This is a genomic window from Rhodoblastus acidophilus (assembly GCF_025961575.1).
Classification (GTDB): Bacteria; Pseudomonadota; Alphaproteobacteria; order Rhizobiales; family Beijerinckiaceae; genus Rhodoblastus; species Rhodoblastus acidophilus_C.
Genome location: NZ_JAOQNX010000003.1, coordinates 142,724 through 165,880, shown reverse-complemented (window position 1 = coordinate 165,880; position 23,157 = coordinate 142,724). Strand labels below are relative to the sequence as shown.

Below are 23,157 nucleotides of genomic sequence, written 5' to 3'. Positions count from 1 at the left end.
AACCCCCAAAAGTGCTTCCGGCTTGTGCCTCATTTTCCGGGGGGGATCAATCGGGGCCTGCGCCGACCTTCAACAGCCGGCGCGCCTGTCCCACCGCATAGACGTCGGTCATGCCGGCGATGTAATCCGCGACGACCCTCGCCCTCCCCGCCTCCTCGCGCGCGCGCGCAAAACCCGCCCAGGGCTCGGACATGTCCGAGGGACTGGCGAGGAAATGCGCGAACAGGCCGCCGACCACTTTTTGCGCATGCCGCCACACCGGAAGCACCGCGCTGTGGCGGTACATGCGCGTGAACAGAAACTCGCGCAACAGCTTGAGATCGGCCCATTTTTCCGCCGAAAAGGCGATCACGGGCGCGCCCGCCCGCGCGATATCGCCGGGCGTTTCCGGCCTGAGCGCCTCCAGCCGCGCCGCGCTTTCGGCGAAAACATCCTCGACGAGCCGCGTGATCACCCGCCGCGTCAATTCGTGGATCAGGCGCTGCGGCTCCAGGCCGGGATGGCGCGCCTCGATCTCCTCCAGCAGCGCGCGGGTGAACGGGACCTCGCGCAGATCGTCCGGCGCGAACAGATTTGCGCGCAGGCCGTCGTCAATGTCATGGGCGTTATAGGCGATGTCGTCGGCAAGCGCCGCGCATTGGGCTTCCGCGCTGGCGTGCTCGGCCATCCGCAAGTCGAAGGTTTCGTCGAACTCGAGCAGATAGGGGCTGATCCCGGCCATTTCGTAGCGCGGCGTCGGCCCGCCCTCGGGGCGCAGCAGCGGCCCGTTGTGCTTGACCAGCCCCTCCAGCGTCTCGGCGCAGAGATTCAAGCCGTCCCATTCGGCATAGCGCCGCTCCAGTTTTGTCACGATGCGCAGGGTTTGCGCATTATGGTCGAAGCCGCCATAGGGCTTCATGCATGCGTCCAAAACCTCCTCGCCGGCGTGGCCAAAACAGGCGTGGCCGAGGTCGTGGCCGAGCGCGGTCGCTTCGGCCAAATCTTCGTCGAGCCGCAAGCCCCGGGCCAGCGCCCGGGCGATCTGCGCCACCTCCATCGTATGGGTGAGGCGGGTGCGGAAATGGTCGCCCTCCAGCGCAATAAAAACCTGCGTCTTGTGGGCGAGGCGGCGGAAGCCGGTGGAATGGATGATGCGGTCGCGGTCGCGCTGAAAATTTCCGCGCGTCGGTGAGGGAGGTTCCGGAAACAACCGGCCGCGGCTGGCGCGCCAATCCTGGGCGAAGGGGGCGAGCGCGAATGTGGGTATGGACAAGGCGGAGTCCCGGTGGAATCGGAGGCCTCGCCAATCTAGCAGCGCCCGGCGCGAAGCGCATCGGCGCAGGATTTGCAAATCACCTCTGCACGACCTTTGCAAATAGCCAAAGCGACGCCGTCCCACGCGCGCATTGATCCGCGCCGCCCGGAAGCCTATTTTTATCGAGACACAGGAGAGCCTTCATGACCGATGCGCAAACCGGCGAGATCGTCGCCACCGACGCGGCGAAACAGCGCGTCGCCGAAATTCTCAGCGCAGAGCCCGCGGGCGCCTGGCTGCGCATCAGCGTCACCGGCGGCGGCTGTTCCGGCTTCCAGTATAATTTCGACATTGCGCAAGCCGCCGAGCCCGACGACCTCATCCTCGCCGAGGGCGAAGCCCGCATCGCCGTGGACCGCATCGCGCTCGACTTCATGCAGGGCGCGAAGATCGACTTTGTCGACGACCTCATGGGGTCGTCCTTCCGGGTGGAGAATCCCAACGCGACCGCGTCCTGCGGCTGCGGAACAAGCTTTGCGGTCTGACGCCAAAACCTCTACAGCGATCATTCCGATCCGAATCGCGGCGCCCCGTCCAGCAAACCGGGCGCCGAACAACGGCAGGCAGGCATGCGGGCGCCAAATTCCATAGATTTTTGGCGCGGCTACGCCCTTCTCACCATCTTCATTACGCACGTCCCCGGCATTATTTTCGAGCGCTACACGCTGCGGGAATATTCGCTGTCGGATTCCGCCGAGCTTTTCGTGTTCCTGGCGGGCTTTTCCCTGCGCTTCGTCGTTGATTCGCTAGCCAAACAGCCGCTGGCGGCCGCCGTCTATCGGCTCGCCGGGCGCGCGATCACCATCTATTGTGCCCAGCTGATCATCTCCTTCCTCGCGCTCGCCATATTGGCGGGCGCGGCGGTCACGCTGGAGCAGCCCTATATCCTGCAATGGCACAATGCCGCCGCCGCCTTCGACAATCCGGTGGAGGCCCATATCGGCCTGGTGCTGCTGCGCTACCAGCTCGGCTATTTCAACATCCTGCCGCTCTATGTGGTGCTGATGGCCTGCGGGCCGACCATTGTCGTGATCCATCGGCTCACGCCCTGGGCCCTGTTGCCGATTTCGCTCGGCCTCTATCTCTACACGGTGGCCACCGGCTTCAATCTGCCGACCTGGCCGGTGGAGGGCAATTGGTTCTTCTCGCCCTCGGCCTGGCAGTTCATCTTCATCCTCGGCTTCCTGCTCGCCGGCGCCAACGGCTTTTATGCGAAACTGTCGGCCCGGACGAAGAAAGTGCTGTTCGTGCTGTCGGGAATCGAAACGCTGATCGGCGCCTCCATCGCCCTTGGCGATTTCACGCCCGATCCGACGCTGGTTCCCGACCCCAAACTGTTCTTCGTCTTCGACAAGACCTATCTGTCGCCGGCGCGCGCCATCCATTGCCTGGCCCTGGCCTGTTTCTTCGGCGGCGCCTTCGCCTATATCGAACGTTACGCGGCGCCGCTCGCCTCCTATTTCTCGATGCTCGGCCGCAATTCGCTGAACGTGTTCTGCGTCGGCTCGCTGCTCAGCCTGTGCGGGCAGGTGGCGCGCTACGCCTTCAACGGGCGTTGGGAAATCGACTGGCTCGTGCTAGGTGTGGGAACCGCTGGATTGGGCTTTACGGCATGGGTGACGGAATGGCGGCAAAGGCACGGCGGACGCGCCAAGGCGCAGGCGCCATCGCCGGCCGAGCACTGACGCTGCTGGCCTGTCTCGCCTGCGCGCCGGCTGTCGCGCAGGACGCGGGCCGCTGCGAACCGGTGAGCGAGTCTCTGGCGGCGCCGGCGCCCCTGCCCCGGGTGACGGCGGCGCTGGCGCGCGCCGACAAGAAATTGCGGCTGCTGATCATCGGCGGGCCCGGGAGCGGCGGCTCGCGCAGCGCGCGCCGCTCCTATCCCGCAACGCTTGAAAGCCTGCTGGAAAAAGCGCTGTCGGGCATAGACGTGGTCGTCGTCAACCGGCCAATGTCGGGCGAGACCGCCGCCAATGCGCTGGAGCGCATCCGCACCGAAATGGCGCTGCAACACCCGGACCTCTTGATCTGGCAGGTCGGCGGCGGCGACATTCTGGCGCATGTCGCGCCCTGGGAGTTTGAACAGCACCTCGCGGAGGGCGTGCGCTGGGTGAAGGAGGCGGGCGCCGACGTGCTGCTGGTCGGTTTTGAAACCAACCCCTACCTGCACGACGACACCGAAGAGGCGGCGATCCAGGAAGCGACGCGAAAAGTGGCGGCTAGGGAAGGTGTGTTCTTCATCCGCCGGGCGGACGCCTTGCAGGTCGCCGCGCGGGCAAAGAACCGCGCGGACCAGGGCGACAATCCCCTTCCGGTGGAGACGGGCGGCGAATGCCTGGCCGCACAGGTGGCGCAGGCTCTCGCCGCCAATCTGGTGCTGCGCCGCACCCGCCCGACCGCGCCGGTGATCGAACCGTGAAGGACCATCATGCAGGAAGAGACGATCGCGTTCCTGAAGCGGCAAATCGCCGGGGAAGCCGGGGTTGACCCATCGCTGATCGAAGTGAAGGAGACCCATGTCTCCATCGTCCTGCTGGCCGGCGGCCTGGTGTTCAAGCTCAAACGGGCCGTGCTGTTTCCCTATCTGGATTTTTCCACCCCGGACAAACGCGAGGCCGCCTGCCGCGCGGAAGTCGATCTCAACGCGCGCGCTGCGCCCGACCTTTATCTCGGCGTGCGCGTCATCACCCGCGATGGCGACGCGCTCGCCTTTGACGGGCCGGGCGAGCGCGTCGATTGCATCGTCGCCATGCGCCGCTTCGACGAATCCGACCTGTTCGACGTGATGGCGCGCGAAAACCGCCTCGAACGCATCCATATCGACGCGCTGGCCGAGACCATTTCGCGCTTCCACGCCAGGGCCGAGCGTTTTTCCAGCCCCAACGGCGCCGCCGCCATGGCGCATCTGCTCGACCTCAACGACCAGAGTTTCGAGGGCTGCCATTTGTTCGCGCCGGCCGATGTCGCGCGCCTGGAGAAAAAATTCCGCGACGAGCTGGCGCGGATCGCCGACCTGCTCGACGAGCGCGCGCGAAACGGTTTTGTCCGCCTGTGCCACGGCGATCTCTATCTGCGCAACATCTGCCTGTTCCAGGGCAAGCCCACCCTGTTCGACTGCATCGAGTTCGACGAGGCGCTGGCGCGGATCGACGTGCTCTACGATGTCGCCTTCACGCTGATGGACCTGTGGCTGTGCGGCCGGCGCGACCTCGCCAATCTCCTCTACAACCGCTACGCCAGCGCCTTTTTCCGCACCCTGCCCGACCTCCCGGCGAAAGTGCGCGACGGCTATGCGACGCTGCCGTTCTTCATGGCGCTGCGCGCCGCCATCCGCGCCCATATCGCCAGCGGCCAGGCGCGCACCGGCCATGGCGGCTGCGTGAAGGAGCACGAGGACGAGGCGCGCGGCTATTTTCGGCTGGCCGAGGAGCTGCTCGAGCCGCACCCCAAAATGCTGATCGTGATCGGGGGCTTGAGCGGCACAGGCAAATCGACGCTGGCGGGAAAAATCGCCGCCGAAATCGGCCCTCCGCCGGGCGCGCGCAGCCTGAACTCGGACCGCACGCGAAAAGCGATGCACAAGCTGCTGCCGACCGACCGTCTGCCGCCCGAGGCATACGCCATGAACATCACGGCGGCCGTCTATCTGCGGCTGCTGTCGCGGGCGCTGGACGCGCTGAACCAGGGCCGCGCGGTGGTGATCGACGCCGTCTATAGCGCGCCCGACGAGCGCCAGGCGGTGGAAAAACTCGCCCGCGACGCCGGCGTACCGTTTTTGGGATTATGGCTGGAAGGCCCGGCCGACGTCCTGCGGCAGCGGGTGCGCGACCGGCGCAAAGGATCGTCTGACGCCGATGTGGCGGTTCTGGAGGCGCAATTGCAGCGCCCGGTCGGCGACATCACCTGGATGCGGCTGGATTGCACCCAGCCCGACCTTGATCAGCACATTTTGGCGCTGGCGCGCAAGGCGATGGGCGAGGCTTAGAGGATTTTCGGGCGAAGGGGACGCCGGTTTTATTCCTTTATGTCGATAAATTAGCCCTCCCTGAGGAGCCCGCCTTGGCGGGCGTCTCGGGCGCGCGCGCCAGGGCGGGGGCGGTCCACGGGTATTTCGGCAGCCGGCTAAACGAGATATTTGCGGTCCTGCCTCGACAGCCGGACGGATCTGACCTCCCGGTCGAAATCGAAGCGCGGCGCGACTTGCGAAAGGTTTTCGATGGCCGACACCAGCTTTTCCCGGACATCGGACAGCTGGCGCGTCTGCAATCCGTGACATTCCAGATCTTCGAGCGCGAACAACAACTTTGTCAGCGCCTGCTCCGCCACCGCCTCGATGGTCTCACCCATAACAACCCCGCACATGACTCGTGTGCGTCGCAGATTTGCAACAGTCCAGCAGGATTGCGGAGAATTCTGTCTGAATTGAGGCGTTTAGCGAGCCAGGGGACTGGATCGAATTGCGCGAAGGTCGATGCGCGCGCGCTCAAGAGCCCAGGGGGCGCAATTCGTTCCGTCCCGCCCCTCGCCCCTATTCCATCGCCGCCGCGCGCAAGATGCAGATCATATGGGCGCGCGCCAAGATTTTTCCGGAATTGCGGATCACATGCGGCCGATCGGCGCGGTAACGCAGCGTGTCCCCGGCGACGGCGGTTTCGGTTTCGCCGCCGGATTCCACCTGCAATTCGCCTTCGAGCACGGTGAGCGACTCCATGGCGCCGCGCTGATGCGCGTCGGACTCCAGCACCCCGCCCGGCTCGGCGGAAAAATCATACCATTGCAGCCAGTCGATGGTCTTGCTCCAGCCGGTGATGCCCAGCCGGCACTTGCCGTCGTCGGAAATCAGCATCGGCGTGTCGTTGCGGGAGATTTTCTCGAGGAAGGCCGAATCCTCGTCCTCGCGCAACACCTGCTCGATGGAGACGTCGAGCGCCTGGGCCAGCCGCCACAGCGTCACCAGCGTCGGATTGGTCTCGTTGCGCTCGATCTGGCTGATGATGGATTTGGCCACCCCGGACTGCTCGGACAATTCCGACAGCGACAGGTTGGAGGCTTTGCGCAAGCGATTGACGGTCTTGCCAAGTTGCCCGGCGAGCGCGTGGGCGCCCGCCTCCAAGACCTTCTGTTTGTCCCTGCCTTCGACGCCCATGGACGGGTCCGTTCGGAATTCTAGACGTTTTTGTTTGATATAACGAATTCTTGCGGCTTTTGGAAGCGTCTTTCGCTCAACGCCAGCAATCCCGCGATCGAAATGGCGGCGACGCCGAACAGCACCGTCGCCGAGGGAAACACGCCATCGACGGCGAAACTGGCGAGCAGCGCCCAGACCAGGGAGAGATAATCGAAGGCGGCGAGCAAGGAGGCGTCGGCATGGCGATAGGACGAGGTGGCCAAAATTTGCGCCACGCCGCCCGTCGCCCCCGCCGCGATCATCCCCATCCAGGCGTTGGCGCCCGGCGTGACCCAGACCTGCGCGCCCAGCGCCGCCACGAAGGGCGCGAGCGCCAGCACCAGCCCGCCGAACACAGTACACAGACAGGTGAAATAGAACACGATGGCGCCCGTGGTTTCGACTTGCGCGAGGCGGCGGGTCTGCACGATCGACAAAGCCGCGCAGAGCGCGCCGAACAGAGCGATTCCCGCCCCGAACCGCGCGTCGGCGCCGCCCGCGTCGCCCAGATGTTCCGACAGCATCGCCAGCACGCCGCCAAAACCGATCAGAACCGCCAGCCAGCGCGACGCATGCACGCGCTCACGCAGGAAAATCCCGGCGATCAGCGTGACGAAGATCGGCGAGGCGTAAAAGTAAGCGGTGGCGTCGGCGAGCGGCAGCAGGGCGAGCGCGGTGAAATTCGCGAACATGCCGGCGACGCCCGACAGGCCGCGGCCCAGATGGCCGAGCGGCCGCTTGGTCGCCAGCGCGCCGGACAAAGCGCGGCTCGCCGCGAGCCAGGCGAACAGGATGAGCAGCGCGATCAGCGAGCGAAAGAACACGATTTCCGCGACCGGCACATTGTTCTGCGCGGCGTCGCGCACCCCCAGCGCCATGGCGGTGAAGGCCAGGGTCGAGAGCGTCTTCAGCAGGATTCCGGTGAACATGCGGGGGGAGTGCCAGCTTTGTCATCGGGACGCAACAATAGACTGGCAGCAAAAAGGGCGTTGCACGAACGGAAGACCAGATCATGAGCGCCATTGTGAACCGCAACGACGACGAGGTCGCGTCACGACGCTACCGCACGCTGTTCCTTTCGGACATTCACCTGGGCACGCGCGGCTGCCAGGCTGAACTTCTGCTCGACTTCTTCAGGCACAACGAATCCGAAGAATTGTTTCTCGTCGGCGACATCGTCGACGGCTGGCGGCTGAAGACCGGCTGGTACTGGCCGCAGGCCCATAATGACGTGGTGCAGAAATTCTTGCGCAAAGTGCGCAAGGGCACGCGCGTGGTGTTCGTGCCCGGCAACCACGACGAATTCGCCCGCGATTTTGTCGGCCTGGAATTCGGCGGCGTCGAGGTCGAAGACCACGTGCTGCACAAGACCGCCGACGGCAAGACGTTTCTGGTGATGCACGGCGACCAGTTCGACGTGGTGGTGCGCCACGCCCGCTGGCTCGCCCATCTCGGCGACTGGGCCTATGATTTCGCCATCTGGGTCAATTGCTGGTTCAACCGGGCGCGCCGCCAATTCGGCCTGCCCTATTGGTCGTTCTCGCAATGGGCCAAGCTCAAGGTGAAGAACGCCGTCAATTTCATCGGCGATTTCGAAAAAACGCTCGCGGCGGAAGCGCGCCGGCGCGGCGTCGACGGCATTGTCTGCGGCCACATCCATCATGCGGCGATCCGCGAAATCGACGGCGTCACCTATGTGAATACAGGCGATTTCGTCGAAAGCTGCACCGCCATCGCCGAACATTTTGATGGCACGCTGGAGCTGATCCACTGGAAGCTGCTGGAGAGCGAGCGGGCGCAGGCCGAGACCGGCGCCGAGCCGCGACTCCTGCCGGCCGCGCGCGTGGCGGCGGAATAGCAGCGCGGCCCCGGCAGCGCGGCTGTTGGGGCGTGATGGCGAAAGACTTGGCGCAGGCTGCCGCCGGCTTGGAGCAGGCTTCCGCCGGCTTGGAGCAGGCTGCCGCCGGCTTGGCGCAGGCTAGGCGCGGCGCGATTGCGCGCCTCCAGCGCGAGGCAAGGCCGGCGATCTACAGTTGGCTGCGCTCCGCCCATGCGCCTTTCGCCGGAAAATTCCATGAAGCTGACGATCAAAACGCAACTGCGCTTGATGACCCTGGTCTTTTGTGCGGCGATGACCCTGGCCTCCGTTGGACTGTGGTTCAGCGTCAATCTGTTCCGCAACGTCCAGGACGCGGGCGTGGATACGGCCGCGAGCGCCTACAAGGCGCAGGCGGCGGCCGGAATCGGCGCCCGGCTTTACCGCGTGATCGCCGACGCCGAGATCAACCATGACCTTCCGGCCACACATAAGACCTGGGGCGACGCGCTCACAGCCGAGCGCCAGTTGCTCACCGAATTGGGCGCCAAACGCCTGACTCCGAGCGAGCGCGAAGACCTGAACGCCGGCGCCGCGGAGATCGAAAAACTGGTCGCGACCTTCACGCAAGTCATGCTGCCGCAACTCGAGGCCAAGACGGAGCTGGATGAGGACATCCGGGCGCTTGACGGCAAAATCGACGAAATCGTCACCGCCATCAACACGCCGTTCGAAAAGTTGCGCGACAGCCTGTTGCAGACCTCTCGAGAGGCCGACGTGACCTTCGATCGTCTGACCGATCTGTTCCGTTACATCGCCTTCGGCGGCATGGGGCTGCTGCTGCTCGGGACAGCCGGGTTCAGCCTGCTGATCATCCGCAACATCACCTCGGGGGCCGCCGCCCTCAACGGCTCGATGCAAAGGATTGCGACGGGCGATCTCGCGGCGGAAACCGCGGGCGTGGGCCGCGTGGACGAATTCGGCGAGATGGCGCGGGCGCTTGAGACGATGCGGGGCGCGCTGGCGCAGAGCGAGCGGTCGAAGGCCGAACACGCCGAGCGCGACCGCGCCGACCGTGACGCGCTCGCCCGGCGCGACGCATTGGCGAAGGATTTTGTCGGTCGCATGCAGCAGGTGGCCGCCGGCTTCGTCACGGCCTCGCAAACGCTTGCCGAATCCGCAAAGACGCTTTCGACCACGGCGCGCAACGCTTCCCGCGAAATGGGCGACGTCGTCGACGCCGCCGAGCAGGCCGCCGGCAATGTCAAAGCCGCGGCGCAATCCTCCGAACTGATGGCTCAGTCGGCGCGCGAGATCAGCACCCACGTCTCGCATTCGGCGCAGGTCGCCGAGGGCGCCTATAATGACGCGCAGGCCTCCAATGAAAAAATCGCCGGCCTCGCCGGCGCCGCGGAAGCCATTGCCGAAGTCGTGTCGCTGATCCGCGGGATCGCCGAGCAAACCAACATGCTCGCGCTGAACGCGACCATTGAGGCGGCGCGCGCGGGAGAGTCCGGCAAAGGGTTCGCCATTGTCGCCAATGAGGTCAAGGAGCTGGCGAGCCAGACCAGCCGCGCGACCGAGTCGATCGCCGCCAAGGTCGCCTCGATCCAGTCCGCCGCGGACAGCGCGGTGGCGTCGATTGGCGCGATCGCCCATGTGATGGGCGATGTGAAATCCGTCGCCGCCACCATCGCCGGCGCGGTTGAAGAACAGCGCGCCGCGACGCAGGAAATCGCCACCAATTGCCGGTCCGCCGCCGATGGCGCGGCCCGCGTGACACGGTCGATGACCGGCGTCAGCACCGCCACGGAGCAGACAGACGCTTCTTCCGTCGACTTGCGCGAACTGTCGCAAAAATTGTCCGATCAAGCCGCGGATTTGCGCCGTTCCGTGGAAACCTTCGTTCGGGATTTCGCCGCCTGAAGGACGGCGAGCCGGTCAGCGCAGGGCGAGCGCCACAACCGCCTCCGCCGCCGCGCCGCTCGGGGTTTCGCCTGAGGGCAGCAGCATCTTTTCCGAAATTTTCGTCAGCGCCTCGACCTGCCGGCGCCGGGCCGGGCCATCGTCGAGCAGCGCCGCGACCGCTTGCGCCAGAGTCTCGCCATTGGCCTCATCCTGCAAGAATTCGGGAAAGGCGTTTTCGCCGAGAATCAGATTGGGCAGGACAATGGTCGGAACCTGGATCAGACGCCGTCCGATGAATTCCTCAAGCTTGGGCACCTTGTAGGCGACGACGGTGGGCGTGCCGGACAAAGCCAGTTCGAGCGTCACCGTGCCCGAGGCCGCCAGCGCCGCGCGCGCCGTGCGGAAGGCGCCGTATTTTTCGGACTCGCCGGAAATGATTCGCGGCTTGACCGGCCAAGTCTCCACCGTCTCGCGCACCAAACCCTCGATGGGGCCGGCGACCGGCAGAACGAAATCCAGCCCCGGCCGCAGCGCATGCAGCCGCGCCAGCGCATCGGAAAACACCGGCCCCATGCGCGCCAGCACGGAGCGGCGCGAGCCCGGCAGCACCAGCACCGGTCCATTGACGCGTCCCGCCTCGTCGCCATGCAACTCGGACAGGCGCTCGATCAGGGGATGGCCGACATAAAGGCATTCGGGGCCACCCAGCCTCTTGTGCGCCTCCGGCTCGAACGGCAGCAGCGCCAGCACGAGGTCGATGCATTCCCGCATCTTTTTGGCCCGGCCGGGCCGCCACGCCCAGACGGTGGGGCTGACATAATCCACCACCTTCAGGTCCGGCAGCGTTTTCCGCGCTTTCTTGGCGACGCGATGGGTGAAGTCGGGGCTGTCGATCAGCACGAGCACGTCAGGCCGCGCGGCCGCAACGGCCTGCGCGGTTTCGTTGATCCGGCGCAGCAGAGTGGGCAGGCGCGCCAGAACCGGGAGAATGCCCATCACCGAAATGTCGGACAGCGGGAACAGGCTGTCAAAACCATTGCGCGCCATGGCCTCGCCGCCGACGCCCAAAAATTCGGCTTGGGGGTCGCGGGCGCGCAGGGCGGCCAACAGTTTTCCGCCCAGCGCGTCGCCGGAGGGCTCGCCGGTGACAATGAAAAATTTCATGGGGCCTCGCCAACAAAACCGTGCAAAAACAGCCCGGCACGCTCCGCTTGCGCCGCCAGCGCGGCGCGGTCGAGCATCAACACGCCGCCTGCCGCCACGGCAATGCCGCACAACCCGGCTTTTTCGGCGCCGCGCAGGGTGTCCGGACCGATGGCCGGCAGGTCGACGCGCAAATCCTGGCCGCGCTTGGGGGCCTTCACCAGCAGGCCGGCGCGCCCCTTGGGGCGCCAGCGGCCTTTTTCGCGCAGCTCGGCGACGCGCGCCAGCATGGCGTCGGTGCCCTCCACCGCCTCCACGGCGATCACGCGGCGGTTGGCGACGACGGCGGCCTGGCCACAATCGTACGCGGAAAGATCGGCCAGAAACGCACGGGCGAAAGCGAGGTCATCCGCAAGGTCTTGGGGGAGCTTCCCCGCCATGTCGCCCTGGGCTGCGAGCAGTTCGGGGGCCAGCGCATCAACGCCGATCACCTGCAACCCCTCGCTTTCAAAGAGTTTTATCACCCCTTTGAGCGCGTGGTCGTCGCCGCCCTTGAGGAATTTGACGATTTCGGGAATGCGCTTGACGCCGCCCCAATCGAGACGCAGGTCGGTAAACTCGGGCCGCTTCAGCCCGCCGATAAAACAGACTTTCTTGATGTCCCGCGCAGAGATTTCTTCAAAGGCGCGTCCCAACTGGCCAATGCCCAGCCAGACATGGGGGAATTGCTCGATCTCGGCGCCAGCGATGCCGCGCAAACCCAGCAGAAAAACCGACTCGCCGCGCGTCTGTGCGGCCTTGGCGGCAACCAGGGGAAACGCGCCGCCGCCGCAGATCAGCGCGACCTTAGACGGCATGCGAAAAACCCGGCGACGCCCAGCACGGCCCCTTCTCCCCTTGCGGGAGAAGGTGGCCCCGAAGGGGCCGGATGAGGGGTTCCTCCCTTGCGACCGACCTCAGGTCGATCATTCCTTGTCCGCCTGGGTCTGCGGCACGCAGATCTGCTTGTCGCCGCCCTCGCGGATGAACGCCAGGATCTCCTCGACCTCGCGATTGCCGGCGAATTCTTCGGCGACGTCCTCGACCCGCTCCTTCAGCGTGCCCTCAGGCGCGAACAGAGCGCGATAGGCGCGGCGCAGCTCGTGAATCTGCTCGCGCGAAAAATTGCGGCGCTTCAGCCCGATCAGGTTCAGGCCGGTGAGCGCGCCGCGATTGCCGAACGCGTGACCGTAGGGAATGAGATCGGCGGGAATGCCGGTCATGCCGCTGACAAAAGCGTGGGAGCCAATCCGGGCGAACTGGACGATGGCCGAACCGCCGCCGCAGATGACGAAATCGCCGATGGTGACATGGCCGGCGATCATGGCGTTGTTGGAGAAAATGCAATCGCTGCCGACGATGCAATCGTGGCCGATGTGCGAGTTCGCCAGGAAGGCGCAGCGGTCGCCCACCACCGTCTCCATGCGCCCGCCCGCCGTGCCGGGATTCATCGTCACCCCCTCGCGGATCAGGCAATCGTCGCCGATGCGAAGGGTGGATTCCTCGCCGCGATATTTCAAATCCTGAGGCTCGTGGCCAATCGAGGCGAATGGGAAAATGCGGGTCCGCGCCCCGATTTTGGTGCGCCCGGCGAGCACGACATGCGATTTCAGCCGCGCGCCATCGCCCAGTTCGACCTGGGGGCCGATGTGGCAAAACGGGCCGATTTCAACATCGGCGCCGAGCTTGGCCCCGTCCTCGACGACGGCGGTCGGATGAATCGCCATGTTACGCCTTGGCGGGTTCGGTGATGATCATGGCGGAAATCTCCGCTTCGGCGACCAGGGCGCCGTCGACCTTGGCCTCGCCCTTGTACCACCAGATGTTACGCCGCTGGTTGATCTTCGTCATGTGGAATTCCACGCGATCCCCGGGGGTCACCGGCTTGCGGAACTTGGCCTTGTCGATGGTCATGAAATAGACCAGCGGCGGCTTTTCCCCGCCCAGCCTGCCATGCACGCACAGCGCGCCCGCCGTCTGCGCCATGGCCTCGATCAGCAGCACGCCGGGAAACACCGGTTTTTCCGGGAAATGGCCGGTGAATTGCGGCTCGTTGATGGTGACGTTCTTGATGCCAATGCCAAAATCGTCGCCGCGCGCCTCGATGATGCGATCCACCAGCAGGAACGGATAGCGGTGCGGCAGCAATTGCATGAGACGTTGAATATCGATGATTTCGAGCGTGGCGGTCATGTCCAGTTCCAGTTCGGCGAAAAGGCTTGGGCAGCTTTAGCGACAGTTTGATGACGTGACTAGAGCGTTATGGACGCGGTTCGCGTGAAGACCCGAAGGGCCGCGTCAGCGAATACGCGTCAAAAGAAAAGAGCTGCTACTTCTTCATCATCCGGTCGACCCAGGCGACGGATTTCAGCCAGTCGCGGGCGTTGCGGGCGGGCGAGCCGCCCATTTTGGCGCCGGGGGGCACATCGGCCATCACGCCGGCCTGCGCGCCGATCTGCGCGCCCATGCCGATCTTCAGATGGCCGGTGATCCCCGCCTGCCCCGCAATGACGACGAAATCAGCCACTTCCGTCGAGCCGGAAATGCCGACCTGGCTGACGATGACGCAATGGCGGCCGATCGACACGTTATGGGCGATCTGCACGAGATTGTCGATTTTCGTGCCCTCGCCAATCAGCGTGTCGCGGTTGGCGCCGCGATCAATGGTCGTGTTGGCGCCAATCTCGACCTTGTCCTGGATGATGACGCGGCCGATCTGCGGCACTTTCAAATGCCCGCGCGGGCCCATGGCGAAGCCGAACCCGTCCTGGCCGATGCGCACGCCGGGATGAAGGATGACCTCGTCGCCCACCAAAGCATTGAGCACGGTGGCGTTGGCCCCGACCACGCAATTGCGGCCGATGCGCACGTCCGGGCCGATCACCGCATTGGGATGGATCACCGTGCCCGCGCCGATTTCCGCGCGGGGACCGATGACCGCGCCGGGATCGACGGTGACGCCAGCCTCGAGCCGCGCGGTCTGATGGACATTCGCGCCGGGCTCCACGCCCGCGCCATCGAACAGCGAAATCGGCCGCGCCGCCTCGGGATAGATTTTGGCGCTGACCAGGGCGCAGGCGTGATAGGGTTCGGCCACCACCAGCGGCACGCAGCCCTCGGGGGTCTTGTGCGCATGTTTCTCGCCGATCAGCACGGCGGTGGCGCGGGTCGTCTCCAGCTGCGCCGCATATTTGGGATTGTCGAGGAAGACGAGGTCGCCGGGCCGGGCCTTGTCGAGCGGCGCCACGTCAAAAATTTTCGCCGTGAGATCGGCGCCCTCCGGCGCCTTGGCGCCGGTCCAGGCGACGATCTCGGCGAGCGACGGCTCCACCGCGCGGCGGAAGAATTTCAGCGCATCCATTTTACCGTTCCTGAACAAAAAAGGCGCGGACCAGCCGCGCCTTTTCGGGAATTCGACCGCGGATCAGAAGGTGGTTCCGCCCGAGAAGCTGAACTGCTGCAGCACGTCCCACTGGTTCTTCGACGTGGCGAAAGCGTAGTTGAAGCGGATCGGCCCCATGGGCGAGGCCCAGATCAGACCGACGCCGACCGACGAACGCAAGGCCGTGGTGTCGCCGCCGACCTGAATGCAGCCCGCCTGGGTGACCGGTTGCACGACGCCATTGACCGAGCCGATCTTCGAGCCCGCCGCCGCGCAGGACGTGCCCGCGGGATAGCCGGCATAAGTGACGAAGTTCGTGCCGCCCTTGTAGCCGAACAAAGTGCCGGCATCCGCGAACACCGCGAGCTTCAGGCCGATATCCTTGGGAATGCCCCAGATCGGCGACTGAACTTCCAACGAACCGCCGTAGTAGCTCGTGCCGCCCAGCGCGTTGCCGGCCGTCGAGAACCATTGGGCGTTGGTGATGTCGCGCGGGCCGATGCCGCCCGGCGCGAAGCCGCGCACCAGCGAACTGCCGAGATTGAAGTTGTCGACGATGCGCAGCGGCTGATTGCCCCAGCCGGTGATGTTGCCGCCCTGGACGCGCGCCATGCCGACCACATTGTCGAAATAGAGCTCGTGGTAATAGCGCAGGTCGCCGGTGGTGCGGATGAACTGCGAATCGCCGCCGAGACCGGCGAAATCCTGCTTGAGGTTGGCGGTGATGCCGTTATGCGGATCACGCAGGTTGTCGAGGTCGGTGTAGGACAGCGTATAGCCCACCATCGAGGTGACCCAGTTGCCCGCCGCCTGCTTCAGCGCCAGCGAGGCTTCGCCGTTGCTCAAGCACGAATACTGGTCAGGATACGCCCCGGCGACGTAATTGTTGCCCGCGTTATACAGCCCCAAATCGCCGCAGTCGTTGTACGGCCGGCTCGACGTGTTCGGGATGGTCATGCGCGAGAAATAGCCGGTGTAGCGCGGCGCGAAGGTGATCTCGTCGGTCACCGGAACGCCCAGGCGCAAGGTGCCGCCGGTCACCCAGTTGTTGTAATACTGCCAGTTGGAGGCCTGCGACATCTTGGAATAGACGTCGAAGCCCGCGGCGAGGCGCTGATCGAGGAAGAAGGGCTCGGTATAGTTCAGCTCGATGCCCTTGGCGTACTGGCCGACCGAAATGGCCGTGCGCACATATTCGCCGCGACCCATGAAGTTCGATTGCGAGATCGAGACTTCCGCCAGAAAACCTTCGGTGGTCGAATAGCCGCCCGAAACCGAGAAGGAGCCGGTGCTCTGCTCCTCGACATCGACGTCGATGATGACGCGGTCCGACGACGAGCCCTGCTCGTTGGCGATCTTGACCTTCTTGAAGAAGCCGAGCGCGTTGAGGCGCTTTTCGGCCTTGTCGATCAGCACCTTGTTGTAGGCGTCGCCCTCGCCGATGTCGAATTCGCGGCGGATGACGTAATCGCGCGTGGCGGTGTTGCCGTGGATGTTGATGCGCTCGATATAGACGCGCGGGCCGTCCTCGGCGACGAAGGCCAGGTCGATCGTGTGCGTCGCCGGGTTCTTGTCGCCGCGCGGACGGATGGTGGTGAAGGCGTAGCCCTGCTTCCCGACGTCGCGGGTCATGGCCTCGACGGTCTTGTCGACGAGATCGCCATTATAGACATCGCCGGCGTGAATGCGCAGGTCGCCCTCGAGCAAGGCGGCGTTGACGCCGCGCAGGCGCGATTCCACCACCGCCGAACTGACCGTGTAGGGCAGACCTTCTTCCACCGAAATGGTGATGACGTAGCCGCCCTGCGACGGGTCGTAGGTCGCATCGACGCCGGTGACGTGGAAGTCGGCATAGCCGTTCTTCAGGTAATAGCGGCGGATGATTTCCGCGTCCTTGGCGATGCGGTCGGGATCGTAAACGTCCGACGACTTGAACCAGGAGAGATAGTTCATCTCCGTGGTTTCCATCATGCCGACCAGTTTGGAGGTCGAAAACGCCTGGTTGCCGATGAAACGGATTTCCTTGACGCCGGTCTTGTCGCCTTCCTGGATGTCATAGACCACGTCGACCGTGCCGTTCGGCACGGGGACGGTGTGGAAGCTGACCTGGGCGCCGCTGCGGCCGGCGCGGCGATAGACGTCGCTGATGCGCTGCACGTCGGCCTGCGCGGCGGATTCGCTGAAGGCGCCGCCGGATTGCAGACGCACCTCCTTGGTGAGGTCCTCGGCCTTGACCTTGCTGTTGCCGACGAACACCACATGGTTGATCTGCTGGCTGTTCTCGACGACGTGGACGACCAGCTTGCCGCCGGCGCGGGTCAGCTTCACGTCGGAGAAATAGCCGGTCTCGTAGAGCTTCTTCACGGCTTCGTTGGGGTCGTTGCCAACGAAATAGGAGCTGATGGTCTCAGAGTCGACGCGGTGGTTGCCCTGAACCACGACCGATTCAGCCAGCGCGGCCGAAGAGGACGCGAGGCCAGCGACCAGAATGGCCGCGGCGGCGGACCGACCGAGGAGAGCTTGGCGAAACTTCATGAAAACCCGGCCCTTGAAAGTCACCGTCGCCTCGGGGTCGCCCCTTCAGCTTCGGCCGCCGGCCAATCCGGCGAGAAATTCTGTTCGATGGAACAACATAGCCCCATCGAAACCACGCGACTCTGCTTCTACAAGGTTTAAGGTTTCCTGCAAATCCGAAACGGGTCGCGTCCTGTTTTTTTACCCCGGGCGTGGCCGAAGGGCCACGTTTTTCGGGCATTTCAACGGCAAAGCCACAAAAACGCCCCACAGCGGAAAGCCGTGGAGCGTTAAACATGGTTAATAGAACGTAAAGTTATTCAGGCCTGTCCGCGCGCTACAAACGCCGCCCGTCACCCCAGATTCAACCATTGCCGGGTCAGCCGCGCCAGGTCGTTATAAGTGGCGACGATCATCAGGCCGGCGACGAAAGCCATACCAAACCTGAACCCCAGCTCCTGCGCGCGCTCAGGCAAAGCGCGGCCGCGCAGCGCCTCGGCGGCGAAATAGAGCAGATGGCCGCCGTCGAGCAGAGGCACCGGCAGGAGGTTGAGCAGGCCGACCGAGATCGACAGGATCGCCGCGAGATTGAACAGAGCCCAGAAGCCCGATTTGGCCACTTCGCCCGAGACTTCGGCGATGCGCAGAGGCCCGGAGAGTTGCTGCGGGGACTCGCGGCCGACCACGAGGCCGCCGAGATAGGCGCCGGTGCGCGAGATCACGTACCAGGTTTCCTTGCCCGCCTCCTGCATGGCGCCGGGCAGGCTGAAATATTTCTTGGTCCAGGAGTCCGGCGCGCCCGAGGAGGAAATGCCGAGCAGGCCGATGCGCTCGGGACCGAAGGCGGTCTTGATCTCGCGGCGCTCCGGCGTGGCGGTCAGCTCCATCTCGCGTCCGTCGCGCAGGATGGTGAATTTGAGGGTCACGTCGCCGCTGGCGGTGACGATGCGCTGCATCTCGCCGAAAGAGCCGATCTTGGCGCCATCGATGGCGGTGACCACGTCGCCGATCTTGAAGCCGGCGCTTGCGGCGCGGCCGCCCTCGACCAGCTTGTCCACCCGCGGCGTGAGCACGTCGCGGCCCTGGACGAAGAACATGACGGTGAAGATGACCAGCGCCAGGATGAAATTGGCGATGGGACCGGCGGCGACCGTCGCCGCGCGCTTCCAGACATTCTGCGCCGCGAAAGTGACCGCGCGCTCGGCCTCGGGCATGGCCTCGATCGCCTCATTGTCGGTCGCGCTGGCGCCATTGGCGTCGCCATGGAATTTGACGTAGCCGCCGAGCGGCAGCAGCGCCAGGCGCCATCTTGTGCCGTGGCGGTCGTTGAAGCCGAAGATCTCCGGCCCGAAGCCCAGCGAGAACGCGTCGACCTTGATCCCGCACGCGCGCCCGACCAGGAAATGGCCGAGCTCGTGGAAGAAGACCACGAGGCTGAGCACGAAGATGAAGGGTACGAGATAGGTTCCCACGAGCGTCCCGACGGAATCAATGAGCGGCATGCAGCTTACTCCCCCACGCCACCCTCACATAATGCGGGCGGCGCATGGTTACCAACTGCTTAAGAGTGCCTGATCCGGCGTTAACCGCCAACCCCCTCCAATCGGGCCAGGGATTTTTCTCGCACAATATGGTCAACGGCGAGCGCCTCCTCGACATCGGCCGGCGCGCCCACGGCGTTGCGGCGGGCGAAATCCTCGCACACGGCTTCGACTTGCCGGGCTATGTCGTTGAAACCAATCTTTTTGTTGAGGAAGGCGGCGACCATAATCTCGTTCGCCGCATTGAGAATGGTCGGCATGGCGCCGCCGGCGCGCAGCGCGGCCATGGCGACGCGCAGCGCCGGGAAGCGGTCGAGGTCGGGCTTTTCAAATGTTAGTGTTCCAATGGCGCCGAGGTCGAGCCGGCGCACGCTGGTGGCGACGCGCTCCGGCCAGGCGAGGCAATGGGCGATCGGGGCCTTCATGTCGGGATTGGCCATGCCGGCGGTCACCGCGCCGTCGGCGAAGGACACCATGCCATGGACGATGCTCTGGGGATGGACGAGCACGTCGAGTTTTTCCGCCGGGATCGAAAAGATGTGCAGCGCCTCGATCAGTTCGAGACCCTTGTTCATCAGGCTGGCGGAATCGATGGTGACTTTGGGGCCCATCGCCCAGTTGGGGTGGGCGAGCGCCTGTTCCGGGGTCGCCGCGGCGATTTTTTCGGCGCTCCAGGTGCGGAACGGGCCGCCCGAGGCCGTGAGCCACATGGTCTCGACATTTTCGATGGGCTCGCCGCCGAGCGCCTGGAAAATGGCGTTGTGCTCCGAATCCATCGGCAGCACTTTTATGCCTTTGCGCCGCGCCGCCTTCATGAACGCGTCCCCGGCGCAGACAAGGCATTCCTTGTTGGCCAGAGCCACGTCGAGGCCCGCTTCGACCGCGGCGTAAGTCGGCTTGACCCCCGCCGCGCCGGCGATGGCGCCGACGACGAGATCGGCCGGACGCACCGCCGCCTGAACCATGGCTTCGGGTCCAGCGCCGCACTCAATGCCCGAACCGGACAATTCCGCCTTGAGGTCGGCATAGGAGGCGGGATCGGCCACGGCCGCGAAGCGCGCCCCCAGGGATTTTGCCACGCGCGCAAGATTCTTGGCGTCGCGGCCGCTCGCCACCGTCCCGACCTCGAACCGGCCCGGAGCGCCCAGGATCACCGCCTCGGCGGAGCGGCCAATGGAGCCGGTGGCGCCCAGAATGTTGAGTTTTTTCGGTGCGGCGGCGGGAGCGAGCGCGAGAGACATTTTAAACCTTTACCAGAAGAAGAGGCCGGCGGCGGAGCTGGGCCAACCCTGGAGCGCCACGCGGAACAGTCCGAACAGAGCGGCGAAGATCGCCGCGAAGATAAAGCCGTCGAGCCGGTCCATCACCCCGCCATGGCCGGGAATGAGGCGGCTGGAATCTTTGACGCCGGCGCGACGCTTGAGCCAGGATTCGAAGAGATCGCCGACCTGCGCCACAGCGCCGGTCGCCAGACCCAGGGCGAGAACCGGGAAGAAGGGCGCGCGGACGTTCGGCCAGAGCGCCGCGGTCGCTGCGCCAAGAATCGCGCCACAGCCGATCCCAACCAAAAAACCGGACCAGGTTTTGCCCGGCGAAATGCTCGGTGCGAGTTTGGCGCCGCCGATCAGCCGGCCGCCGAAATAGGCGAACACGTCGGTGCCCCAGACCACCGCGAACAGCCAGCCGATGGCGCACATGCCGAAAAAGGCCGGCTGGCGCAGCGCGGTCACCGCCAGCAGCAGGCCGCCGGCGTAAAAAATCCCGGAGGCGGCGAGGAAACGGTAGCCGACGCCGGCCGCCCAGGTGTTGAAGGCGGCGGCCAGGGCCAGGGCGAGCAGCGCGAATTCCGGCTGATGCAGGCTTTGCAGCACCAGCGCCGCGATCAGGCCGAGGGCGCCGACAAAGCGGCGGAACCACGGCAGCGGACCGCCGATCAGGTCGGTCCATTCCCAATGCGCGGCGAGCGCGGCGAGCAGCCAGAACAGGCCGAACGCCCAGCCGCCGTACCAGAGCGCGGCGACCGCGGCGGCGGCCAGGACCAAAGCGGAGACAGCGCGCAGGGCGAGGTCGGCGAAGCCGCCGGCCGATTTTAGGCCGAGACGCGACAGAACGGACGCGGGCGGAACGGTCATGACGCGGTCATCACTTTGGGTTTTTCGGATTCCACGACCCCGCCGAAGCGCCGTTCGCGGGCGCGAAACGTCTCCAGCGCCGACTGGAACGCCTGGCGGTCGAAGTCGGGCCAATAGATCGGCAGGAAGACGAGTTCGCTATAGGCCGACTGCCACATCAGGAAATTCGACAGGCGCATTTCACCCGACGTCCGGATGATCAGGTCGGGATCGGGGGCGAAGCGCGTGCCGAGCCGGCTGGCGAACAGCGACTCGTCAATGTCGTCGGGTGAAATCCGTCCCGCCGCGACCTCACGAGCGAGATCGCGGGCGGCGGCGACGATTTCCTGGCGCGAGCCGTAGTTGAAGGCCACGATCAGGTCCAGCTTGGAATTGTTCCTGGTGCGCGCCTCCGCCTCTTCGAGCAGAGCGACAATGTCGGACTTGAGATTGTCGCGGTCGCCGATCACGCGCACGCGCACGCCCTCCGCCTCCAGCGTGCGCAGGTCGGAGCGGATGAAGAATTTCAACAGGCCCATCAGCTCGGTGATCTCCGCCGGCGGGCGGGACCAGTTTTCCGAGGAGAAGCTGTAGACGGTGAGATAGCGCACGCCGAAATCGGCGGCGGCGCGGACGGTGCGGCGCAGGGCCTCGACGCCGCGCCGATGGCCCTCGAATCGCGGCAAACCGCGTTGCGCGGCCCATCGGCCGTTGCCGTCCATGATGACGCCCACGTGCAGCGGCGCGGAAAGGTCGCTGGACGCGCCTTCGGCGAAAGATGCCTGCTTGTCCTTCATCCCGTTCCGTCCGAAGCCCAGCGTTCCGCCGTCCGCCGCATCGTCAGCATACCGGCCAAGACCGCGTTCCCGCAAGGCGCTAAACCTGCATGATTTCCTTTTCCTTGTGCGCCAGGGCCCCGTCGATCTCGCTGATGGCGGAATCCGTGGCCTTCTGCACCTCGGCCTCGTGGCGCTTTTCGTCGTCCTCGCTCATGGCCTTGTCCTTGACCAGTTTCTTGAGGACTTCCATGCCGTCGCGGCGCACGTGGCGCACGGCGACGCGCGATTCCTCGGCATATTTATGGGCGATCTTCGCCAGCTCCTTGCGGCGCTGCTCGTTCAGCTCGGGGATGCGGATGCGCAGGATCTGGCCTTCGACCGTGGGCGACAGGCCGAGATTCGCGTCGCGAATGGCGCGGTCGACGGCGCCGACCATGCTCTTGTCCCACACCTGGACGGCGAGCGCCCGGGCTTCCGACACCGAAACCGTGGCGACCTGGTTGATCGGCATGGCCTGCCCGTAAGCCTCGACCATCACCGGCTCGAGCAGCGCGGCAGAGGCGCGCCCGGTGCGCAGCCCTCCGAGCTCGTGCTTGAGCGAGGCGATCGCGCCCTGCATGCGGCGCTTGATATCGGCAAGGTCAAATTCGGCAGCCATTTTCTTCCCCTCTCGCCAAGTGACGGGGACCTGCGTCCCTCGCGTCGACTTGGGGTAAACTCACTCCGGCAGGACGTAGGTCGCCCGGCCTTTTCCTTCCAGCGCCGCGCGAATGGCGCCGGGTTCGGCGATGGAAAACACGATTATCGGAATCCTGTTCTCCCTCGCAAGCGCAAATGCCGCGGTGTCCATGACCGCCAGATTCTTGGAAATGGCCTCGTCATGGGTAAGACGGTCGTAGCGGGTCGCCGACGGGTCCTTTTTCGGGTCGGCGGTATAGATTCCGTCCACCTGGGTCGCCTTCATGATGGCGTCGCAGGACAATTCGGCGCCGCGCAGCGCCGCGCCGGTGTCGGTCGTAAAAAACGGATTGCCGGTGCCGCCGGCCAGCATCACGATCCGCCCCTTGGACAGATGATGCAGCGCGGCGTTGCGCGAATAGGGCTGGCACAGCGACGGCATGGCGACGGCGGAGAGCGCGCGGGCGTGCCGGCCGAGCTTTTCGACGGCGTGCTCCATGGCGAGCGCGTTCATCACGGTCGCCAGCATGCCGATCGAATCGGCGCGCGCCCGCTCGATGCCCTTGTTGGCGCCCTGGATGCCGCGAAAGAAATTGCCGCCGCCGACGACGACCGCAATCTCCGCGCCGAGTTCGGCGGCGGCGACGAGATCGGCGGCGATCCGGTCGACGGTCGCGCCGTCGAGCCCGTGGGTCTGGTCGCCCTGCAAGGCCTCGCCCGACAGCTTGACGACCACCCGTTTCCACTGCGGCGACTGAGAAGCCATAAAAATCCTCTAGGAACGG

General features: G+C 65.2%; 22 protein-coding genes. 6 read left to right on the top strand and 16 right to left on the bottom strand.

Annotated elements, in window-relative coordinates; translation table 11 throughout:
* Positions 1-46: 46 nt before the first annotated feature.
* Complete coding sequence (locus M2320_RS03145; protein WP_264596048.1) at positions 47-1,252, bottom strand: deoxyguanosinetriphosphate triphosphohydrolase; 1,206 nt, start codon at positions 1,250-1,252, stop codon at positions 47-49.
* 185 nt (positions 1,253-1,437) lie between these two features.
* On the opposite strand from M2320_RS03145, the gene M2320_RS03140 reads away from it, so the two are divergent.
* The 4 genes from M2320_RS03140 (at position 1,438) to M2320_RS03125 (ending at position 5,279) form a co-directional block, all read left to right on the top strand.
* On the top strand, positions 1,438-1,779 hold the full coding sequence (locus tag M2320_RS03140) for a HesB/IscA family protein (protein ID WP_184425794.1): 342 nt from the start codon (positions 1,438-1,440) through the stop codon (positions 1,777-1,779).
* An 84-nt stretch (positions 1,780-1,863) separates the two neighbouring features.
* Complete coding sequence (locus M2320_RS03135) at positions 1,864-2,979, top strand: OpgC family protein (RefSeq protein WP_264596047.1); 1,116 nt, start codon at positions 1,864-1,866, stop codon at positions 2,977-2,979.
* A complete protein-coding gene (locus M2320_RS03130; protein WP_264596046.1) occupies positions 2,919-3,713 on the top strand; it encodes an SGNH/GDSL hydrolase family protein in 795 nt (264 codons plus the stop codon). The genes M2320_RS03135 and M2320_RS03130 overlap by 61 nt, the downstream gene beginning before the upstream one ends.
* 9 nt (positions 3,714-3,722) lie before the next feature.
* Positions 3,723-5,279, top strand: a complete 1,557-nt coding sequence (locus tag M2320_RS03125; protein WP_264596045.1) for an AAA family ATPase — start codon at positions 3,723-3,725, stop codon at positions 5,277-5,279.
* A gap of 137 nt (positions 5,280-5,416) precedes the next feature.
* Here the strand turns inward: M2320_RS03125 and M2320_RS03120 are convergent, their stop codons facing one another.
* The 3 genes from M2320_RS03120 to M2320_RS03110 form a co-directional block, all read right to left on the bottom strand.
* Entirely contained in the window at positions 5,417-5,641 is a 225-nt protein-coding gene (locus tag M2320_RS03120) for a hypothetical protein (protein WP_264596044.1), read from the bottom strand.
* A gap of 181 nt (positions 5,642-5,822) precedes the next feature.
* Complete coding sequence (locus M2320_RS03115) at positions 5,823-6,440, bottom strand: helix-turn-helix domain-containing protein (protein WP_264596043.1); 618 nt, start codon at positions 6,438-6,440, stop codon at positions 5,823-5,825.
* Positions 6,441-6,460: 20 nt separating this feature from the next.
* On the bottom strand, positions 6,461-7,390 hold the full coding sequence (locus M2320_RS03110) for a DMT family transporter (RefSeq protein WP_264596042.1): 930 nt from the start codon (positions 7,388-7,390) through the stop codon (positions 6,461-6,463).
* 83 nt (positions 7,391-7,473) lie between these two features.
* On the opposite strand from M2320_RS03110, the gene M2320_RS03105 reads away from it, so the two are divergent.
* Both M2320_RS03105 and M2320_RS03100 read left to right on the top strand, forming a co-directional pair.
* Positions 7,474-8,319, top strand: coding sequence for a UDP-2,3-diacylglucosamine diphosphatase (locus M2320_RS03105; RefSeq protein ID WP_264596041.1), 846 nt, complete (start codon positions 7,474-7,476; stop codon positions 8,317-8,319).
* 216 nt (positions 8,320-8,535) lie between these two features.
* Positions 8,536-10,203, top strand: coding sequence for a methyl-accepting chemotaxis protein (locus M2320_RS03100; protein ID WP_264596040.1), 1,668 nt, complete (start codon positions 8,536-8,538; stop codon positions 10,201-10,203).
* A 15-nt stretch (positions 10,204-10,218) separates the two neighbouring features.
* Here M2320_RS03100 and lpxB read toward each other — a convergent pair whose 3' ends face one another.
* The 12 genes from lpxB to pyrH form a co-directional block, all read right to left on the bottom strand.
* A complete protein-coding gene (gene lpxB / locus M2320_RS03095) occupies positions 10,219-11,349 on the bottom strand; it encodes a lipid-A-disaccharide synthase (RefSeq protein WP_264596039.1) in 1,131 nt (376 codons plus the stop codon).
* Complete coding sequence (locus M2320_RS03090; protein ID WP_264596038.1) at positions 11,346-12,185, bottom strand: LpxI family protein; 840 nt, start codon at positions 12,183-12,185, stop codon at positions 11,346-11,348. Before M2320_RS03090 ends, lpxB begins: the two co-directional genes overlap by 4 nt.
* Before the next feature lie 108 nt (positions 12,186-12,293).
* Positions 12,294-13,094 (bottom strand): acyl-ACP--UDP-N-acetylglucosamine O-acyltransferase, encoded by an 801-nt coding sequence (gene lpxA, locus M2320_RS03085; protein ID WP_184425772.1) that lies wholly within the window; start codon positions 13,092-13,094, stop codon positions 12,294-12,296.
* 1 nt (position 13,095) lies between these two features.
* The gene (gene fabZ, locus M2320_RS03080) at positions 13,096-13,560 is read right to left on the bottom strand and encodes a 3-hydroxyacyl-ACP dehydratase FabZ (RefSeq protein WP_264596037.1); all 465 of its coding nucleotides are present in this window, start codon (positions 13,558-13,560) and stop codon (positions 13,096-13,098) included.
* A 136-nt stretch (positions 13,561-13,696) separates the two neighbouring features.
* Positions 13,697-14,728, bottom strand: coding sequence for a UDP-3-O-(3-hydroxymyristoyl)glucosamine N-acyltransferase (lpxD, locus tag M2320_RS03075; RefSeq protein WP_264596036.1), 1,032 nt, complete (start codon positions 14,726-14,728; stop codon positions 13,697-13,699).
* Between the two features lie 63 nt (positions 14,729-14,791).
* Complete coding sequence (gene bamA, locus M2320_RS03070; protein ID WP_264596035.1) at positions 14,792-17,284, bottom strand: outer membrane protein assembly factor BamA; 2,493 nt, start codon at positions 17,282-17,284, stop codon at positions 14,792-14,794.
* A 332-nt stretch (positions 17,285-17,616) separates the two neighbouring features.
* Positions 17,617-18,765: a M50 family metallopeptidase gene (locus M2320_RS03065; RefSeq protein ID WP_264596034.1), complete on the bottom strand. Its 1,149-nt coding sequence runs from the start codon at positions 18,763-18,765 to the stop codon at positions 17,617-17,619.
* A gap of 80 nt (positions 18,766-18,845) precedes the next feature.
* Complete coding sequence (gene dxr / locus M2320_RS03060) at positions 18,846-20,045, bottom strand: 1-deoxy-D-xylulose-5-phosphate reductoisomerase (RefSeq protein WP_264596033.1); 1,200 nt, start codon at positions 20,043-20,045, stop codon at positions 18,846-18,848.
* A 9-nt stretch (positions 20,046-20,054) separates the two neighbouring features.
* Positions 20,055-20,936: a phosphatidate cytidylyltransferase gene (locus tag M2320_RS03055; RefSeq protein WP_264596032.1), complete on the bottom strand. Its 882-nt coding sequence runs from the start codon at positions 20,934-20,936 to the stop codon at positions 20,055-20,057.
* Complete coding sequence (locus tag M2320_RS03050) at positions 20,933-21,712, bottom strand: isoprenyl transferase (RefSeq protein WP_264596031.1); 780 nt, start codon at positions 21,710-21,712, stop codon at positions 20,933-20,935. Before M2320_RS03050 ends, M2320_RS03055 begins: the two co-directional genes overlap by 4 nt.
* Before the next feature lie 79 nt (positions 21,713-21,791).
* Positions 21,792-22,352, bottom strand: coding sequence for a ribosome recycling factor (gene frr, locus M2320_RS03045; protein ID WP_184425754.1), 561 nt, complete (start codon positions 22,350-22,352; stop codon positions 21,792-21,794).
* 60 nt (positions 22,353-22,412) lie between these two features.
* Complete coding sequence (gene pyrH, locus M2320_RS03040; protein WP_184425752.1) at positions 22,413-23,138, bottom strand: UMP kinase; 726 nt, start codon at positions 23,136-23,138, stop codon at positions 22,413-22,415.
* Positions 23,139-23,157: the final 19 nt, after the last annotated feature.

Excerpts from the sequence above, each read along its gene's own strand:
- dxr (WP_264596033.1), bottom strand. The coding sequence starts at position 20,045 with ATGTCTCTCGCGCTCGCTCCCGCCGCCGCACCGAAAAAACTCAACATT.
- M2320_RS03065 (WP_264596034.1), bottom strand. The coding sequence starts at position 18,765 with ATGCCGCTCATTGATTCCGTCGGGACGCTCGTGGGAACCTATCTCGTA.
- M2320_RS03110 (WP_264596042.1), bottom strand. The coding sequence starts at position 7,390 with ATGTTCACCGGAATCCTGCTGAAGACGCTCTCGACCCTGGCCTTCACC.
- M2320_RS03090 (WP_264596038.1), bottom strand. The coding sequence starts at position 12,185 with ATGCCGTCTAAGGTCGCGCTGATCTGCGGCGGCGGCGCGTTTCCCCTG.
- M2320_RS03130 (WP_264596046.1), top strand. The coding sequence starts at position 2,919 with ATGGCGGCAAAGGCACGGCGGACGCGCCAAGGCGCAGGCGCCATCGCC.
- M2320_RS03120 (WP_264596044.1), bottom strand. The coding sequence starts at position 5,641 with ATGGGTGAGACCATCGAGGCGGTGGCGGAGCAGGCGCTGACAAAGTTG.
- M2320_RS03135 (WP_264596047.1), top strand. The coding sequence starts at position 1,864 with ATGCGGGCGCCAAATTCCATAGATTTTTGGCGCGGCTACGCCCTTCTC.
- M2320_RS03105 (WP_264596041.1), top strand. The coding sequence starts at position 7,474 with ATGAGCGCCATTGTGAACCGCAACGACGACGAGGTCGCGTCACGACGC.
- M2320_RS03055 (WP_264596032.1), bottom strand. The coding sequence starts at position 20,936 with ATGACCGTTCCGCCCGCGTCCGTTCTGTCGCGTCTCGGCCTAAAATCG.
- M2320_RS03100 (WP_264596040.1), top strand. The coding sequence starts at position 8,536 with ATGAAGCTGACGATCAAAACGCAACTGCGCTTGATGACCCTGGTCTTT.
- M2320_RS03125 (WP_264596045.1), top strand. The coding sequence starts at position 3,723 with ATGCAGGAAGAGACGATCGCGTTCCTGAAGCGGCAAATCGCCGGGGAA.
- fabZ (WP_264596037.1), bottom strand. The coding sequence starts at position 13,560 with ATGACCGCCACGCTCGAAATCATCGATATTCAACGTCTCATGCAATTG.
- lpxD (WP_264596036.1), bottom strand. The coding sequence starts at position 14,728 with ATGGATGCGCTGAAATTCTTCCGCCGCGCGGTGGAGCCGTCGCTCGCC.
- lpxB (WP_264596039.1), bottom strand. The coding sequence starts at position 11,349 with ATGAAATTTTTCATTGTCACCGGCGAGCCCTCCGGCGACGCGCTGGGC.
- bamA (WP_264596035.1), bottom strand. The coding sequence starts at position 17,284 with ATGAAGTTTCGCCAAGCTCTCCTCGGTCGGTCCGCCGCCGCGGCCATT.
- lpxA (WP_184425772.1), bottom strand. The coding sequence starts at position 13,094 with ATGGCGATTCATCCGACCGCCGTCGTCGAGGACGGGGCCAAGCTCGGC.
- frr (WP_184425754.1), bottom strand. The coding sequence starts at position 22,352 with ATGGCTGCCGAATTTGACCTTGCCGATATCAAGCGCCGCATGCAGGGC.
- pyrH (WP_184425752.1), bottom strand. The coding sequence starts at position 23,138 with ATGGCTTCTCAGTCGCCGCAGTGGAAACGGGTGGTCGTCAAGCTGTCG.
- M2320_RS03050 (WP_264596031.1), bottom strand. The coding sequence starts at position 21,712 with ATGAAGGACAAGCAGGCATCTTTCGCCGAAGGCGCGTCCAGCGACCTT.
- M2320_RS03140 (WP_184425794.1), top strand. The coding sequence starts at position 1,438 with ATGACCGATGCGCAAACCGGCGAGATCGTCGCCACCGACGCGGCGAAA.
- M2320_RS03115 (WP_264596043.1), bottom strand. The coding sequence starts at position 6,440 with ATGGGCGTCGAAGGCAGGGACAAACAGAAGGTCTTGGAGGCGGGCGCC.